Here is a 17893-nt window from a genome sequence, read left to right as displayed (position 1 = left end):
AAATTAAAGTAATTAACTACCGCTCAATTGGTAAATAGAAAATGTTGATCACGATGTTTGTAAATGTCTAAGCCCCAAGGAATGTGATCACTAGTACATCATATATGGCATGAGTCCAGGCAGCTACTCCGAAGCCCCTCCAAACATAGAGTCCATTTAAAATTAATCCGAATATAAAGCGATAGAGAAACGAATTTAGTGTGAACAGGTCCCCCATATCTCCCATGTAATGAACGGCGCTAAATAATAAAGCTGAAAGAGTCACGGCAGCTATTACTGCCGCCCATTTTTTCCCTAAAATTTTATTAAATATTAGTATAAATAAACTTACAAGAATCACTCTAAAGAAGAGTTCTTCATAAAGGCCAGCTCCTAAAGAAAGAGCTAGTTTTTGTAAGTAAGTCAGGGATTCGACAGGATCGGTAGCTGCCATATTGAGAAGTAAAGAGACAAGAGCATTGCTAATGAATGCAAAAACGATGGCATAAATCAGGCATTCAAAAAAAAGCATGGTGAAATAAACAAAGCGGATCTCTTTCAGGCGTTCTCTTTCTTTATACAAAATGAAAAAGCCAATGAGCATCATCGCTAGCAAAGAGAATGAAACTGCGTTAACACCCAAATAAGTAAAAATGGATTTCATCCACACATCTACACTAATTCTGACAATGTGCTCAGTATTTGGCTGGGAGATTAGAATTAAGCTTTCATAAATGAGAAATAAAGGAAGGCTTAATAGAAAACTATAAAGGAGGGTATGTGTAGTTGTTAGATATTGTCGGACCTGATTTGCCATCAACTTTCAATATAAATGCTAACCGTTGGGTTTGAGTTTTCATCAAGACCCAATATTCGATACGCTTTAGCTGAAAGTTTCAATCCAGATCCTGTTACTCTGTCATTTATTCGAACAAAAATCCCATTTTTTGTACTAGAATTTTCTACAAAAATTATACTACCCAACGCTATATTTGAATGTGCCGCAGTAAGTTGTTCCGGATTATACAACTCTCCATTGGTAGTAGTATTCCCGAATTCAGAGTTTTTATAAGAAATAGCACCTACAACTCCCAAATCCTGTAAATTAGCCTTAGGCTCATACGGGTTTGAATATGAGCGTGAGGGAGGAAGAAGAATCGTAATTTTCTGATTCACATCCAGGGCATCAAAGTTGATTTCAGGGTTTAGCTCCTGAATCTCAGGTAAAGTCATTTTAAAGCGAGTCAAAAGTTGATTCGTATACTCGCCTTGCTGAACGGTATAAACTGCAAATGATCCTTGAGGGGAAGATTCTTCTGAGAATTCTGAAACGGATGGAGCTACACTATCGATTAGCTTTCTGACACTTAATCGTTGACCGATACTCAATAAATCTCCGTTCAGATTATTCAATGTCCTGAGCTCGTCTATAGTCATATTGTGCTCACGCGCTATTCTAGTAAGGTTATCTCCACTTCGTACAACATAGAAAGTATTCTGTTGAGGGGTAGTGATTTCGATAAGTGAAGCACTTGTTTCGATAACCTGTGTTGTATCGACTTCCACGGCATAGTATACGAGTTCATCCCCGATCGAAAGTGTGTTATCACTTAAGTTATTCCATTGTTGAAGTTCAGCTACGGAAACATTCAGCTGTTTTGAGATGGCGTATAGAGTCTCCCCCTGCTTTACTGTATAGGTTTTTTGTTCCTGTCCGATAGCATTCAGGGAAACTAAAAGAAGGAGAATAAGAGAGAGTAGAAATTTCATTGATTAACTGTCCTGATTGAGCTCAAACGACATTAATGCGGATTGTAATTCAGACCTTACATGTTGATCCTTTATAGTATTCGCTATTTCAATTCCTTTCTTATAGGTGTTTATTCCCTTTTTGTTCTCATCTAGGGAAATGTAAAGTGCGCCTAAATGATAATAAACGCCTACATAATTTGGGTCGTTTTCTATAATGCTTTCGAAAAGAACAAGGGCTTTTTCGTTTAGACCTATTTTCATCAATTCCAGAGCAAGTGCAAATTTTGAGAATGAATCGTTTGGATTGTCCTTAACTCTTGCGGCAAGTGTCGGAATATTATTTTTCATCACCCTTTATAACTATTAAAGCGCTCTTCTATTTCACTAATAGAATCACCTCCAAATTTTTCGAGAAAGGCATTAGCAATTACAGGTGCGATCACACTTTCAGCTACTACAACCGCTCTAGGTAATGCACACACATCAGATCGTTCATAACGGGTTTCCATAACCTCAAGGCTATGCATATCTACCGTTTTTAGTGGGTTGAGCATAGTAGGAATAGGCTTCATGACTCCCCGTATAATGATAGGCATACCCGTACTCATTCCGCCTTCTATTCCACCCGAGCGGTTTGTAGAACGTTGAAAAGTAGTACCATCGTGGGAAATTTCGTCGTGCACATTGTGCCCGGGTCTGGCTCCGGATTCGAATCCTAAGCCGATCTCAACCCCTTTCATTGCCTGGGTGCCCATAATTGCCTGGGCAATTAAGCCATCAAGTTTTCTATCCCAGTGAGTAAAACTTCCCAAACCAGCAGGTACTCCGGTTACAATAATCTCGTAAACACCTCCCAGTGAGGAACCAGCTTTTCTGTATTTCTTGATTTCATCAACCATTTCGGCAGAAAGGGTCTCATTTAAGCATCGTACTTCAGATTCATCGGCCGTTTTATAAACATGTTCTGCCCCGCCTTGAATAAGAGGATCTGCTACTTCCCTTATTTCCTCCCATGAATTATACCCGGCTTCTCCAATTCTTAGAACATGGCCACCTATTTCGATACCGAAGTGTTTGAGTAACTTCCGGGCAATTCCTGTACAGGCTACACGCATTCCGGTTTCTCTGGCACTTGAGCGTTCAATTACCGGTCTTATGTCATCAAAACGATATTTCTGAGCGCCTACCAGGTCGGCATGACCCGGACGTGGAAGAGTAATTTTTTCGATATCATCGGACTCTGTCTCTTTGTTCATTACCACAGGCCAATTGGCTTTGTCCTTTTGGAAAGCCCTGTTCTCCATATAAAGTGCGATAGGTCCACCCATCGTTTTTCCGAAGCGAACACCAGAGCTTATGGTTGCATGATCTTTTTCAAAAGCCATTCTACCACCACGTCCATATCCCTGTTGGCGACGAGCAAGATGCTCTGCAATCTCACTTTCAGTAATGGCTAATCCAGCCGGTATTCCTTCTATAATTCCTGTTAATCCCGGACCGTGTGATTCTCCGGCTGTAAAATATCTTATCATTCGTTAGTTCTGTGTTAAATATGTTCAGTTCTTTCCGCCAGTGACCGGTCGTCTTTGCATAGCTCAGATCTGAAATCACCTACTTTTTTCATATCACCTAGTAAAATAAGAGAATCTCCCTCATTAATTATATCAGTACTAAGTGGGTTAAATTTGATGCGCTCTCCATTGGGTATAATGGCAATGATTAGTACTCCGTATTTATTTCTTACACCGATCTCTCCAAGGCTTTTTCCAGATAAGGCTGAACCCTTACCAATTAAAACCTCATCGAAGGTATGATCTTGTTGATCATCTCTCGTCATGGTTTCAATAAAGTGTTCAACCTGAGGTCTTAGTATTACATTTGCCATACGATCTGCACCAATATCGTAGGGAGAAATTACTTTATTAGCTCCAGCTCTTGAAATTCTCAAGCGGTTACTGTTCTCATTAGCACGGACTAAAATGAAAATTTCAGGATTCAATTCTCGAGCAAGTAGGGTAGTAAATACATTGTCCTTATCACTTGATAGTGCACAGATCAGCGCTTTAGCTTTATCGATACCCGCTTCTTGCAGTATGTTCTCATTTTGTGCATCACCCTGGATATAGACGTGTTTGTCTGCCTGAATTCGATCAATATTTGACTCCTCCAGCTCTACAACTACAACTGGCAAACCGGCATCGCGGAGTACATTTGCGATCCGGTTACCTATTCTTCCATATCCACAGATTATGTAATGTTGATTCATTTCTCCAAGCCGCTTTCTTATAGCCCGTTTTAGAAAATGTTCATTCTCAAAAATTAACTGGGTAGTTTGTGAAGCGATGTATGAAATCACCCCGATCCCAAATATAAAGATACCCATCGTGAAAATGCGCCCTTCAATCGATAGATTATGAACCTCCCTAAAACCTATTGTTGAGATAGTGATAAAGGTCATATAAAGCCCATCAAAAAAGCCCATACCCTCTATATAGTGGTAGCCCAGGGTTCCAACAAGGAATATTGCCATCATAATAGTAGTAGCAATACCTATCCTAAAAACGGCGGGATTTTCGACCAGAGCGGAATACAGTCGATTATTCATACTACTTCAATTGAGTGCGAAGACTGAGCTGCACAACACCACCTATATCACTGTATGAATTTCTGCTCATATCTAGGATTAATGATTTGATCTTAAATCCCATACCCATGCTCACTCCTGCAAAGTCGAAAGAGTCATTGGTTTTAGTTTGTTCATGAAGGAGGCGGTCATACCCAAATCGAAGTTTTACATTCTCGCCTAATGAGGCTTCTCCTCCAAGGATAACATGACGAAATAAAGCTTCAGTGAAGTTAGGAGATTCAGTTTCACCTGCTACATCCAGCTCCCAATTATTTAATTGACGTAAAGTGAGATGTAAGTGAAAAGGAAAATTTTCTGGTTTTTTTGATATTCCTGCTGAAATGTCAAATGGAATGGTTTCTCTAAAGCCATTATAGAAGTCGAGTTGATCTCCTAAATTTCTAAAAGAAAGCCCCGCACTAAAATCAGTGTCGGAGTTCATATAGTATACCCCACCAGAAGCAGTAAGAGCATTCGAATTATAGGTATGGTAGGATGAATGAATTAAGGTAACAGATGCACCCGCATATAATTTTGGGCCAAGATCGGTACTTAACGAAGAGGTGAGGGCTAAATCTCCGGCGTTGAGGTCTCCAAGCCGTGTTCCCTGTTCATCATACTCACTCAAAGAGCCATAGCCTGTATATCGTAACCCAACTCCAATAGTCCCAAGGTTATCTATATGGTAAGCGCCATTGGCAAAACCCGTTCTTGAGTCGGCGAGGTAGTTCACAAAAGTGGCAGAAACTGATTTACTAGATTCAGGATTTAGGTATGCTGGGTTTAAATAAAACTCAGAAATAGTAGGGTTGAACAAGGCAACATGATTTCCGCCAAGTCCAGCTAATCTTGCAGAAGGAGTGACTTCTAAAAACCTGAAAATACTGGAACTACTTGTTTGGGCTAAACTATACGATGAGCACAACAGGGAGAACACAACAACAAGTACTAAGCGGAAGAAAGTCATGATTGAGATGACAATTTTAAATATTGTTTTGTAATATGAATATAATGGTAGCGAAAGTATATAACATCATTATTATCACTCGAGAGGAGTAAGCTTCGGTACATGGATTCTATTAAACAGTTTGGTCAGTATTCCTTACTTCTCTACCAGGCGTTACGCTCAGTTACTGAATTTAGTACGTACCGAAAAAACCTTTTTGCGGAATTTGTAAAGGTGGGGTACGAGTCTATCCCTATTATAATGCTAACCGGTTTTTTTACCGGAGCAGTATTGACCCTGCAAACTGCTTATCAGCTTGATACAGATTTATATCCGGTTTCAATTGTAGGATCCATTGTTGGGCAATCAATAGTGATTGAATTAGCAGCTGTTATTGGAGGGCTTGTATTAGCTGGTAAAGTTGGAGCCAGGATCTCAACCGAGCTTGGAACCATGCGTGTTAGTGAGCAAATTGATGCGCTGGAGTCGATGGGATTCAATTCTGTTACCTTTTTGGTAGTACCGAGGATTCTAGCTGGAATTTGTATGTTTCCTGTACTCTATGTTGCGGCTGCGACCACCGGGATTTCGGGAGGTATTCTAGCAGGCTCATTAGATGGGATTCTTCCGGTTGCTGAGTTTATGCAGGGCGCAAGACAGTTTTTCTATCCCGAGGATGTGGTTTTTGGTATTGTGAAGTCTTTCGTATTTGGTTTTGTAATTACCTCTATTGCTTGCTTTAAGGGATATTATGCGTTTGGTGGAGCAGAGGGGGTTGGGAACGCTACTACCCAGTCCACCGTATTAGGATGTATTTATATTTTATTAGCCGATTTTGTGCTTGCAGCAATCTTGTTATAAAAATGATTGAGATTAAGAATCTTACTAAAAGTTTTGGTTCCAATTTGATTTGGAAAGATGTCTCATTCAATATTGAGAATGGGGAAACTCTTGCAATAATTGGGAAATCAGGATGTGGTAAATCTGTACTGCTAAAACACCTGAATGCACTTTTGTATCCCGATTCAGGTAAAGTGATGATTGACGGACATGACTTATTTTGCTTGTCCTATTCCGAATTGAGAAAAATGCGACAACGCTTTGGTATACTGTTTCAAGGAGCCGCGCTATTTGATTCTATCAGTACTTTTGAGAACGTGGCATTTCCGCTTCGTTACTTTACTAAAGATTCCGAAGAGGTTATTCAGGAGAAAGTGAATAAAGCTCTGGAAATGGTAAATCTTACTGGTGCGGGAGATAAAAGTACAGCATCATTATCAGGAGGGATGAGGAAAAGAGTAGGTTTGGCAAGGGCGATTATTTTACAGCCACAATACTTACTATATGATGAACCAACATCAGGGTTAGATCCTAAAACTTCCGAAGAGATCAATGAACTGATAGTAAGTATGTCCAAGAATCTCGATATAACTTCAATAGTTATTACTCATGATATGCACAGTGTGCTAACGGTAGCCGAAAAAGTAGCCTTTTTGGACGAGCAAAAACTTAGTTGGTATGGTTCGGTAGAAGAAATGCAGGAAAGTGATTATCCTCCACTTATCGATTTTATAACAGCAAGTGAGTACCAGATCAAACAAAAACACTATTAGAGGAGCGTTTTGAACAAGTTAAGCAACGAGGTTAAAATTGGACTAGTAGTACTTGCTGCAATTGTAGTGGCCTATCTTGGTTTCCGGGTAATGAAAGATGAACCTTTGTTTTCAGCTACTAATATCATTTATACTAAGTATGCAAATGTAGATGGGCTCATTAAAGGCGGAGATGTTTTTCTAAGAGGATTTAAAGTTGGTTCCGTTAGGGAAATGGAGTTTTTGCCAAATGGAGATAGCACCTTGGTTACATTGAATATTTCAGAGCCGATTAGCATACCTATAGGTTCTAAAGCTCAAATAGTTCCGGCACTACTGGGAACAGCTAGCATTGAGATCGTAAAATCTGACAACCAGCAAATGATAAGCTGGGGTGATTTTATAGAAGGAACCCATGAAGAAGGGGTAGTGGAATCATTTTCTGATAAAGGATCAGATATCGCGGACTCTGTAGCAATCACGCTATCGTTAACTAACGATTTGCTCCGCTCAATGGCCAACTTGGAAAAAGGAGGAGAAATCTCATCCACTATTTCAAATATTCAAGAGAGTACAGAGTCCATAGCTCAGATCATCAAGAATCGCCAAGGAGAGATTGATGCAATGATTCTGGATGCACAAAAAACGCTTGCGAATGTTAGTGAACTAAGTGACTCAAGCAAACAAGACCTTACAAGTATCATTTCAAACCTTGAAAAGTTCAGTGGAGAATTAGATTCTTTATCTGCTGAGTTTTTGGAGAGCTCCGAATCTATGTCCAGCATACTTTCCAAAATAGATATTGGCGAAGGTACTTTAGGAAAAATGGTTAACGATCCCTCTCTCTATGATAACCTGGATAGCTTAACAGTTAACCTAAACGAGCTGATTAAGTCAATCCAGGAAGACCCTAAGCGTTACCTAAAGCATATGCGCCTGGTCGATATATTTTAACACCTTTAAGCGCTCTGATGCTTTTTATTACTTAGCTATTGGTGTATATTTCCAGGCTCACGGTCAAGGTAAACAGAACTACCGGTGCCGAAATTGAAACATCAAATTTAAGTACGATTTAGAGGATACCTATTATGGGTGTAATGACGAAATTTAGAGATAATACAGGTATTATCTTGTGGATTTTGATAGGCTCTTTTGGTCTTTTGTGGGTAATTATGGACGTGTACGATCCTAATGCCCTTTCTGCCGGACCAAGTACACTTGGAAGTGTAAATGGTGAGCCAATTAGTTTGGAAGAATATAATCAGAGAGTTCAGTACTACTCAACAGCATATACCCAGCAAACGGGCGCTTCTATGACTGCTGAAACAAGAGCTATCTATGAGACTCAGGTATGGGAAGATCTTGTAAGTGCGACACTACTTGAGCAAAAAATGGACGAACTGGGAATTACTGTTACCGATGGTGAAGTACTGGAAATGGCTTATGGTGACAATCCTGATCCCTTAATCTATCAATACTTTGCACGTGAAGATGGAAGCATTGATCGCTTTGCTGTAGAAAATGTGCTTGCCTCAGGCGACTATACTCAGGAAGCCATTGCTATTGAATTACAGCTTCGCCAAAAGAGACGCCAGGATAAACTTCGTAATTTCATAACTGCAGGTATTCAGGTAACCGATCAGGATGTTGAGAAGGAATTCAAAAGAAGAAACAGCTTTGCGGAATTTTCCTTTATCCGTTTTCCATTTAACGAAGTAGATGAGGCTGAAGTAGTTACTTCAGATAATGATCTTCGTTCTTATTATGAAGAAAATAAAGAACGCTATAAGCAGGAAGAGTCTTATAGAGCAAGGTTGGTTTCTTTTAGTACACTACCAACCAGCCAGGATACTACTGAGATCCTTGAAGAAGTAGCTGGTTTATCAAATTCTTTTGCAGCTACTGATAATGATTCCCTTTTCTTGATTCGCCAGCAATCAATTACCCCATATACCAATGTATTCGTAAATAGGGATGAAATCAGAGAAGAATATGCACCAGTACTTGATGTAGCTGTTGGAGAAGTAACTGAAGCTCTTAATCTGGGTTCAAGTGCGGCAATCATCAAAAAAGTAGCAGAAGAAGGCGATGAGATCAAATTCGTGGTATTCTCACTTCCTTTTGAAGCTCTTCCATCTACCATTGATGATGCGGCAGAAAATGCGGATGAGTTTTTCTTTTTTGCTTCAGAAGAAACCAGTTTTGATGAAGAAGCAGAACGAGCAGGACTATCCGTACAGGAAGTTTTTGCCACAAAAGGCAATTCCTTTATTTCTGGTTTAGGAGCAAGCCAGCAAGCACTCGATTTTTTCAGGGATGCTGATGAAGGTGATGTCTCTGAGCCTATTGAATTGGGCACTCAGTTTGTTGTAATAGAGTTGGTGGAAAAGACTCCTGAGGGATTCAGACCTTTTGAAGAAGTAGAAGCTTTAATCGGAACTCAGGTTAGAAACGAGAAGAGAAAAGAAATTGCAGTTTCCAATATTTCAAATCTTGTAGCTGCAAATGCTTCTCTCGAAAGTCTTGCCACTGCAGCATCTAAAGAAATTCAAACCGTTGATAATTTAGCAGCAAACAGTTCAGTAATTACCGGTGCAGGAAGGGAGCCGGGTATTGTAGGAGCTATTTTTGAGATGGAGGACGGGCAGACTTCAGGGGTTCTTGAAGGCTTGAATGCAGCCTATGTTGTACAGGTTAATACAATAACCAGAGCTATACCATCTACCCTTGATGGTGCAACAGCACAACAAATTAGAGCGGAGCTCGAGCAGCTGGAAAGTCAGAAATATCTATCCATTTGGCTAGATGAATTGAAAGAAGAAGCGGATATAACTGATAACCGCTCTCGCTTGTTTAGATAAAAAATAATCAGATTTTTAAAAGGGCGGAGACAATGTTGTGTTCGCCCTTTTTTTGTGGCTCTTATTTTTTGCTACAAAAACAAGAGCTAACTTTGAGCGATGGAAAAAACCGAGCAGTTACAAATCGACGAATTTTGGATGCAGAAAGCTATTGACCTTGCCAGAAAGGGAAAAGGCTTCGTTTCACCTAATCCAATGGTAGGGTGTGTAATTGTATCAAAAGAAGGTGATTTAATCGGAAAAGGGTACCATGAGAAATTCGGAGAGGCACATGCTGAGGTTAATGCAGTAGAGTCTGTAAAAGATACTGCCCTGTTAAAGGATTCAACGGTATATGTATCATTGGAACCTTGCTCACATCATGGAAAAACTCCTCCATGCGCAGCACTACTAAGCAAGCTACCAATTTCCAGAGTAGTAGTGGCGATGCAGGATCCAAACCCTAAAGTAAATGGAAGTGGTTTAGCCCAACTTAGAAATGCAGGAGTCGAAACAGAGATCGGTGTTCTTAAAGATGAGGCGGAGAAGCTAAACGAGTTTTTTATCCATCACCAGCTTTTTAAGCGGCCATTTGTAACCTTAAAAGTTGCTCAAACTGCAGATGGTTACCTTGCAGCTCCGGATGGAGATTCCAAGTGGATTTCAGGGAAAGAGTCTAGGAAAAGGGTTCATAAATGGAGATCAGAGTACGATGCGGTACTAGTTGGAAGATCAACAGCCATGCTCGACAATCCATCACTTACAGTTCGCCATGTTAAAGGAAGACAGCCCCAGAGAATTGTTTTGGATGGACCTTATGAGCTCCCCAAAACGCTTAATCTTTTTTCAGATAAATATGAGGAGAAAACCATAGTAGTAACCTGGAATAAGCAAGCGTCAGCGACGGATGCAGATCCGATGCTAAAACTGATGCAGCACAATTATTTTAGAGGAGAAGTGATCCAGGTTTCGAAAAAGAATGGGCATATCCATTTAAAAGAAATGCTAAATCAACTTGCTGAAAAAGGAATTACCTCAGTACTTATTGAAGGTGGTCAGCATCTTTCTTCCGCTTTAATAAAGGAGAAGCTCGTGGATAAAATCGAACTCTTTATCTCTCCTAAAATGTTGGGTGGAGGCACAAGGTCTTTTCTTAATATTGGAGTGAATAAAATGCGAGATATCATCCGCTTTAAAGAGGTTAGTTGGGAAAAGATAGGTGATGACATGTTATTAACCGGTTACATTTAAAAATTATGTTTACAGGAATTGTATCAGAAGTTGGAACCATTAAAGAAGTGAAAAGCCTGAATGGTGGAGGGATTGAGTTTGAGATCGCTTCTTCGTTTGCCAGTACCTGCCATATTGATGAAAGTATTTCGATCAATGGAGTTTGTCATACAGTAACAGCATTTGATGATCAAACTTTTACGGTACAAAGTGTTGAAGAAACACTTCGCAAGACAACCATGGGGGAACTTTCACAAGGAAGTAATATAAATCTGGAGCGCTCTCTTACGCTACAAACCGGAATTGAAGGTCATTTGGTGCAAGGTCATGTTGATACTGTAGGTGAAATCATTGAAGTAGAAAATGAAGAAACCGGATGGTTGCTTACCATTCGATTTCCCGAAGAATTTAAAACGATGATTGTTGGCAGGGGGAGCATCACAATGGAGGGAATAAGCCTTACAATAGCGCGCGAACAAGGAAATGAATTCACAGTTGCTATCATCCCTTATACCTGGGAGCACACTAACCTGCAGTTCAAAGGAGTGGGTGATAAGGTGAACCTGGAGTTTGATGTAATTGGTAAATACGTGGTTAAGTATTTAGCGAGTATTCAACGCGGTTAGTTAATCTCTAAGTAAAACTAAGAAGTCATCCCGAACTTGTTTCGGGATCTTCGTAAGGACTGGAGCCATAAAGCACCTCAAGCATATAACAGAGAATGTTAATCTGGTTAATCAACATCATGAGATTATGACTTCGTACTCCTGAGCTATTAATTCGTCAAGAGAATAGAAATAGAATATTTTGAAAGAGTATTATTCTCGATATAAGGCTTAGTGACAGATATTACATTCTTAGCCATTCCGTAAGATTCCGAAACAAGTTCGGAATGACTTTAATAGAGGTGACTCTATAACCCCCTTCCTGTATCGGAAGAGTTTCTTTCCAGATTCTTGAGGACAGGTAATTTCTGGAATAAGGATTGTATTTGAGCACTATTCACTCTAAGGCTAAAGAAGTAATACTGTCTGTCTCCAAATGGGTTGATTTGAAAAGACAGATCCCAACATTCCAAATTTCTGGTCAGGCTGAATTGCGAAGGAGTGAGTTCTTTTTGAATAAAGTCATAACCCAATGTTGTTCGGAATTTCCATTTTGGGGTTAAGTTGAAAGAAATGTTATTCGCATTAATAGCAGCAGTTTTCAAAGGATCCTGGTCGAAACGGTAGGTCCAGCGATAGCTGAAGTTGAGACTAAAACTCCATGGAGAGTTTAAAGGGGGAATGGTTTCATATCCATAGCCAGGATCAATGGGGCTAAAGATTGCCTGGTTGAAAGGGTCGTATTTCCGGCGATAAACAGGGGTGAATGTTCTAATCCTTCCTGATCCTCCTCTAAATGAAGTCCCCGCTGATAAATTGAAGGATTCTAGCTGAGCAAGCTTGCCACCGTCAGAAAATAAAAATTGATTAATGCGCGAACCATTTGCATTACGTTCATAGAAAGAAAAATTAGCTCCGGCTGTAACATTAATCCCGGGAATTGCATTTGAGCGAAGAGAAGTAGATAACTGGCTAAGTTTAAGACTATCAGCAGCAAAGTTGTAGGATGAACGCAGTGAAAGGTCATCAATGAGCCGAAGATTTCGCTCATTTTTTTCTCCCGTTGAGTCGCGGTTCACAATCTTAGTTTCGAACACATTCGAAATTCCGAAGCTTATAGATCGTTGCTCTCCAGCTCCTGGACCAGAAAAGACTTCGTCCTCAAAAATGCTATAGGTTTCCTCTGTACCAAGGGTATCACTTATAAAAGTTCTGTATACACCCCATTTTTCGTCGCTAAAATCAGGCCGGTAAGTAAAGCTCACAGATGGTTGCAGTGTATGACGAAAACCTTCCAGGTTCCCAATTCTTCGATTTGAAATACCATAAATCCTGGTAGAAAGATTAAAAGAAGATGAAAAATCCCTTCCTGATGCAAAGCCTATAATTTTATTGGTCTCTACACGATTAGAATCAGCATTAAATTCTTTTCTTATGGAGGTTGGAAACCAGTACTCATTCATGCTAAAATTGGCAGAAGAGGTTATAAACTGACTCGGGAAGAGTTGCCCTAGTTGTATAGTGGCCTTTTGTTGTAATCCGGTACGGTAATAATCATTATTTCCGGTCGCTTCTCTGTATTCTGAAGGAGATAAGAGCGCTTCAAGAAAAGTAGTTTCAGCGGTATCTGCATCTATAGGACGGTAGCTAAATTGAGACCTTAAGCTATTGCTATACCTAACGGAGATATTTTCATACCATCTTTGATCATTCCCTGATCGATCACTTTTAAAAGGAGTAAGAGTTTTTAACGTGAAGTTAGCCGATGGACCCTGTAAAGAAGTTGAGTTACTAAAGAAATTTTGACTCAGTGAAGCATTGGTGCCAAAGCTAAATAACCCTTCCGGGTGCTTATAATTATAACTGGCTCTTGAATTGGCTGAAGTCTGCGCATTGTCGTTTATATCAAAAGAGTTCTGCCGGAAGTAGTCCTCTGTTCTAAGGTTAATATTTGCTGATAAAGAGGAATACGGAGAAATGGTTTGGCTGTGCTGTATTCCAATTGATTTGTTTACGCTTCTGGTAAAATCAGGATCGGTTGATTCAAGTCCCTGATCAATAGAGTACCCAACATTTATAGAACCGTTATATACCCCGGTTTTCTTGTAGAGATTTCTATTTTCGAGGGCAAATGTCCCGGACGTAAACACATCAACATTAACTTCGGTAGTAAAGTAATCGTTGACATATTGAAACCATCCTACATTATTTAAACCAATTCCCCGAGAGGCCTGAGCATCAAATACGTAGGTTGGAGTTAATAACCCGGATTGTTTTTGATCAACTCCTGAAGGCACATAGCCAAATGGAAATACTATTGGATATGGGATATCCAGAATATAAAGCCGGGCATTCGTGAAAAAGATTTCATCCTGGTCTACTACCTTCATCTTTTTTGCCTTTATATAGTAATAGAGATAATCAGGTGGACAGGTAGAATAGATCCCATCTTCAATAAAGACTTCAGTTTCACTAACATTTTTAACCTTAGACCCTATAAGGTTTCCCTCTCCTACTTCAACGCGGGCCTGCTCAAATTTCCCTTTTTTTGTTTTGTAATTAAAAAGAATGCGATTACTTCTGATCTCGTCAGTTTCTCTTTTCAATACTGGCATTGACAATGTGTCTTCCGGCGAAGTGGCGGTAGCTTCAACGGTATTTTTTTCCAGATTCATCTGGATTTCTCCTGAGGTCAGCGTGCCGGAAGTATGTTCTACTTTTGAGTTACCAAAAAGGGTTGCTAATCTGCCTGATCTAAAGTCTACAATAAGTGAATCATTGGATTGGAATTGAACAGCATCAGGAGGAGTAGATCGGTTAACGGATGAGCGAGAAGGGGGAAGTGCAGGTGTTTGAGGTCGGGTAGTATCAGGAAGGTTTGGTTGAACCTTACTTGTATCGGGCGGAGGTGGTGGCGTTTGCTGAGCCAAAAGATTTGCAGAAAGACATCCCCATATCAGGCAAATACTGAATGTATATTTACCGATATATGTAAACCGGTTTTTCTGCATTTATTAGATTATTAAGCAAAAGAATCGAAAGCCAGACCTGCTGCTCCAAGTAATGAGCTATCGTTTCCAAGATCTTCATAAACAAGCTCAAATCCTTCCTGAAAAGGAGCCATCATATGTTTTTTAACTACTTCACGAGCAGGATCAAAGAGCCATTTACCAGCTTTAGAAACGCCACCACTCAGTACATATTTTCGAATGTCTAAAATGTGGGTATAGTTAATAATCGCATAACCAAGACGTTGCCCCGTTTTTTGAAGAATCTCTATGGCAAGTTCATTCCCAAGATTTGCTTCCTGAGTAAGGTCAACAGGTTCAAGCTTATCAAAATTATTATGGAACTTTCTGTAAAGATTATTGTCCGGGTTCTGAATAATCATGTCAGAAGCAAAACGACTGAGGAAACGCTGTCCTATGTAAGCTTCGATTGTTCCCCGGGTTACACTATTAGAGAGTGGCCCATGATAATCAATGATTACATGTCCAAGCTCTGCAGCCATACCCTGGGTTCCCTTAAAAAGCTTTCGGTTGTAGATAATACCCCCACCTACTCCGGTACCAAGTGTAATCATAACAAAGCTGTCATACTTTTGCCCAACACCAAAATGAAGTGATCCAAGTGCCCCTATGTTCGCATCATTTTCAATCCTGCAAGGCAGCCCGGTACGTGATGTAATCTCATCAGCTGCATTTACATTATCCCATCCGGGTAAATTCGGAGCCTGAAGAACAGTGGTTTGCTCGTTATTAATCATTCCCGGAAGCCCTAAACCAATTCCCACTACATCGTCTTTTTTTGTGAGCTCTTCAATGGTACCAGCTATACGATCAAGCAAGTGGTCTCGGCCAAGATCTGCGTGAGTAGGTGTTGAGGTTTGCTCAATAATTCCTTCGTTACTATCAACAACGGCGGTTTTAATATTTGTACCACCTAAATCGATTGCTACTGCTTTCATTAAATCGAAATTCTTTTTACCAGGGTTTCCGTTATTGTTCGGGCTTAATTTTATATACGGTTTCACCAGGTTTTCTCATCCCATATTCTTCACGTGCAATTTTTTCAAGAAGGGCAGGATCATTTTCCAAAGATTCCAACTGTACTTTTAATATTTCTGAGCGCTCGGCTAAATCTCCTGTTCGGGTTTGTAACTCTTTTTTTCGCTCGTTCAACTCCCATCGGGTGTTAATGCTGTAAGTATCAATGAAAGAAAACCAAACCAAAACAAAGGCCCCTAACAAGAGCAGAAGAAAGGATTTATTCCAGCGTAGTGGATTTAGCAGATCTGCTTTCATAGATGATTTATTATAGAATTAACTTTGCCGCTAACAAAAATACATTAATTTGTTCTTTAATAATAATCCAAAGCGGTGTGTATTCATGTCTGCTAGAACAATGATACTTATCTCCTTAGCTACACTTCTATTTGGAGATTATGTACATGCACAAAGTAATGAATGGATCAAGGTATATTTTAATATGCCTTCAGGGGAGATTCGGAATGCTGAGTATTCTGCTGATAATGATAACTGGGATTTAATAGGCACCCTTGAGACTTTAATTGATTCATCAACATCAAGTGTGGATTTAAACATCTATGACCTAGAGCACCCAAGAATTGGGAAGGCGCTTGTGCGAGCTAAACAACGGGGAGTTCGAATTCGCATAGTAACGGATAACCACAACAGAACAGACAGCCGCGAGGTTGATGCAACTATGTGGAGTATGCTTGAGGAGGGACAAATAATCTCAATAGATGATGATGGAGATATTTATGGCTACCCGGGAGGAATTCAGGATAATCGGTTGGTTAATGCCGGAGCAGATATGCACAACAAATTTGCAGTAATTGATTTTTTAAGTTCTTCGAATGAGGATGATATTGTTTGGACAGGCTCTACTAACCTAACCTATACAGGTGCTTACAACACAAATAATGTGGTTATAATAAAAGATGATGAGGTAGCCAAAGTATATACTGAAGAGTTTAATCAAATGTGGGGGAGCGATAACGAAAGGCCAAATCCAGAACGAGCGGTATTTCATAAAGACAAAAGGAATGTAAGTCAAAATGTGTTTGACGTGGGGGGTATTAAGGTTGAGATTTACTTCGCCCCTATTAACAGGGATGGAAGTAAACCGAGTATCAGCGATCGGCTAGTACGATTAGTGCAGGAAGAAGCTCAATCGGATATCAAATTCCAGGCCTTTTCAATTACTCCAAATATTCCGCTGAGCCGGGCGCTTTGGGAAGCAAGTGCAAGCGGAGAAATAAAGCTTGAAGGAGTGATAGACCCCGGTTTTTATAGCAGGTATAGAAATGCTGGAGAGATATGGGCTTCAGATGAAGCTCAACAAAACAACCGAATGATTTTACCTGCCAAAGAAACGAGGAAGCTCCACCATAAAACAATGGTGATTGATGCAGACAATACAAGTGAGGATGATATTGCGGTAGTAGTAACTGGTTCTTACAATTTTTCTAATAATGCGGAAGTAAATAATGATGAGAACCTTCTTATCATTTATTCAGATGAGATAGCTGATCAATATGCTGCGGATTTTTCAGGGGTGATGTCCAGGGCGAAAGGGGAAACATATGCTCCTGCCCCAACGATAAGCACCGATACCTGGTATTCAATATTTGCGATACGAGACGGCAGTCAATTTGAGATCGAAATACTTCCAGGCTTTGGTTATCCGGTTAGGTTATTAGGAGTGAATGTGCCTTCTATTTATGCTGGTCAGGATTCGTCCAGATATTTTTCCGGAGCAACAGTAGACTATCTGCGTAATTTAATAGAGGGAAGAAAAGTAAAAGTAAAAGGAGTTGGACGAAATGCGCCCGAGTCCAGGTACGGTGCATTCATGTCTTACGTACAGTTGGATTACGATGGAAATCTCTTATCCCTAAACAAAGAAATGCTAAAAAATGGTTATGGAAGCTTCTCTAACTATTATTCGCAGCATCCGGATTCAGTGGCGGCATTTAAAGCATATGAAGAAGAAGCAAAAGAGAGTAAAGCAGGATATTGGAAAACCCCGGATAAGATTGGGACAAAAGTATCCCGACAGAAAGAAGTATCCAGAGGGGATGCAATAGATGCGGTTTACCCAATAAATATAAATACAGCTAATCAGGCTACGTTGGAGCTATTACCCGGAATCGGCGAAACCTATGCGAAACGAATCATTGAGTACAGGGAGAAGAATGGAGGATTTAAAACGGTAGAGGAACTAATTAATGTCAATGGAATTGGAGAAAAGAGATTAGAAAGGCTTCGTCCAGTGGTAACTATTTAGCTATATAAAAT

The 17893-nt window shown here is 40.0% G+C and carries 16 protein-coding genes; 7 read left to right on the top strand and 9 right to left on the bottom strand.

Annotation, left to right across the window (positions count from 1 at the left end):
- Positions 1–67 precede the first annotated feature (67 nt).
- The 6 genes from ED557_08980 to ED557_08955 are packed head-to-tail and all read right to left on the bottom strand — an operon-like array spanning position 68 to position 5324.
- On the bottom strand, positions 68–796 hold the full coding sequence (locus tag ED557_08980; protein RNC83894.1) for a CPBP family intramembrane metalloprotease: 729 nt from the start codon (positions 794–796) through the stop codon (positions 68–70).
- Positions 796–1749, bottom strand: coding sequence for a LysM peptidoglycan-binding domain-containing protein (locus tag ED557_08975; GenBank protein ID RNC83893.1), 954 nt, complete (start codon positions 1747–1749; stop codon positions 796–798). Before ED557_08975 ends, ED557_08980 begins: the two co-directional genes overlap by 1 nt.
- A gap of 3 nt (positions 1750–1752) precedes the next feature.
- On the bottom strand, positions 1753–2079 hold the full coding sequence (locus ED557_08970; GenBank protein RNC83892.1) for a hypothetical protein: 327 nt from the start codon (positions 2077–2079) through the stop codon (positions 1753–1755).
- On the bottom strand, positions 2079–3263 hold the full coding sequence (locus tag ED557_08965) for a chorismate synthase (protein RNC83891.1): 1185 nt from the start codon (positions 3261–3263) through the stop codon (positions 2079–2081). Before ED557_08965 ends, ED557_08970 begins: the two co-directional genes overlap by 1 nt.
- Before the next feature lie 14 nt (positions 3264–3277).
- The gene (locus ED557_08960; protein ID RNC83890.1) at positions 3278–4336 is read right to left on the bottom strand and encodes a potassium channel protein; all 1059 of its coding nucleotides are present in this window, start codon (positions 4334–4336) and stop codon (positions 3278–3280) included.
- Position 4337: 1 nt separating this feature from the next.
- Complete coding sequence (locus tag ED557_08955; GenBank protein RNC83889.1) at positions 4338–5324, bottom strand: hypothetical protein; 987 nt, start codon at positions 5322–5324, stop codon at positions 4338–4340.
- 102 nt (positions 5325–5426) lie between these two features.
- Here ED557_08955 and ED557_08950 point away from each other — a divergent pair, with 102 nt between their 5' ends.
- The 6 genes from ED557_08950 (at position 5427) to ED557_08925 (ending at position 11591) form a co-directional block, all read left to right on the top strand.
- Positions 5427–6164, top strand: coding sequence for an ABC transporter permease (locus tag ED557_08950; GenBank protein RNC83888.1), 738 nt, complete (start codon positions 5427–5429; stop codon positions 6162–6164).
- A gap of 2 nt (positions 6165–6166) precedes the next feature.
- Positions 6167–6916, top strand: a complete 750-nt coding sequence (locus tag ED557_08945) for an ABC transporter ATP-binding protein (protein ID RNC83887.1) — start codon at positions 6167–6169, stop codon at positions 6914–6916.
- Positions 6917–6925: 9 nt separating this feature from the next.
- A complete protein-coding gene (locus ED557_08940) occupies positions 6926–7849 on the top strand; it encodes an MCE family protein (GenBank protein ID RNC83886.1) in 924 nt (307 codons plus the stop codon).
- A gap of 134 nt (positions 7850–7983) precedes the next feature.
- A complete protein-coding gene (locus ED557_08935; protein RNC83885.1) occupies positions 7984–9756 on the top strand; it encodes a hypothetical protein in 1773 nt (590 codons plus the stop codon).
- Positions 9757–9855: 99 nt separating this feature from the next.
- Positions 9856–10986 carry a bifunctional diaminohydroxyphosphoribosylaminopyrimidine deaminase/5-amino-6-(5-phosphoribosylamino)uracil reductase RibD gene (gene ribD / locus ED557_08930; GenBank protein ID RNC83884.1) on the top strand — a complete coding sequence of 377 codons (1131 nt, stop codon included), beginning with the start codon at positions 9856–9858 and terminating at the stop codon, positions 10984–10986.
- Between the two features lie 5 nt (positions 10987–10991).
- Positions 10992–11591, top strand: coding sequence for a riboflavin synthase (locus tag ED557_08925; protein RNC83883.1), 600 nt, complete (start codon positions 10992–10994; stop codon positions 11589–11591).
- A gap of 287 nt (positions 11592–11878) precedes the next feature.
- Here ED557_08925 and ED557_08920 read toward each other — a convergent pair whose 3' ends face one another.
- The 3 genes from ED557_08920 to ED557_08910 are packed head-to-tail and all read right to left on the bottom strand — an operon-like array spanning position 11879 to position 15874.
- On the bottom strand, positions 11879–14581 hold the full coding sequence (locus tag ED557_08920) for an LPS-assembly protein LptD (protein RNC83882.1): 2703 nt from the start codon (positions 14579–14581) through the stop codon (positions 11879–11881).
- Between the two features lie 11 nt (positions 14582–14592).
- Complete coding sequence (locus ED557_08915; GenBank protein ID RNC83881.1) at positions 14593–15537, bottom strand: ROK family protein; 945 nt, start codon at positions 15535–15537, stop codon at positions 14593–14595.
- A 31-nt stretch (positions 15538–15568) separates the two neighbouring features.
- Positions 15569–15874 carry a septum formation initiator family protein gene (locus tag ED557_08910; protein ID RNC83880.1) on the bottom strand — a complete coding sequence of 102 codons (306 nt, stop codon included), beginning with the start codon at positions 15872–15874 and terminating at the stop codon, positions 15569–15571.
- Positions 15875–15959: 85 nt separating this feature from the next.
- Between ED557_08910 and ED557_08905 the strand changes: the two genes are divergently transcribed.
- Entirely contained in the window at positions 15960–17882 is a 1923-nt protein-coding gene (locus ED557_08905) for a hypothetical protein (protein ID RNC83879.1), read from the top strand.
- Positions 17883–17893 lie beyond the last annotated feature (11 nt).

It is taken from the genome of Balneola sp., assembly GCA_003712055.1.
Lineage (GTDB): Bacteria > Bacteroidota > Rhodothermia > Balneolales > Balneolaceae > RHLJ01.
Note: the sequence above shows the minus strand (reverse complement) of the source record. Positions and strands in the feature narration are given on the sequence as shown.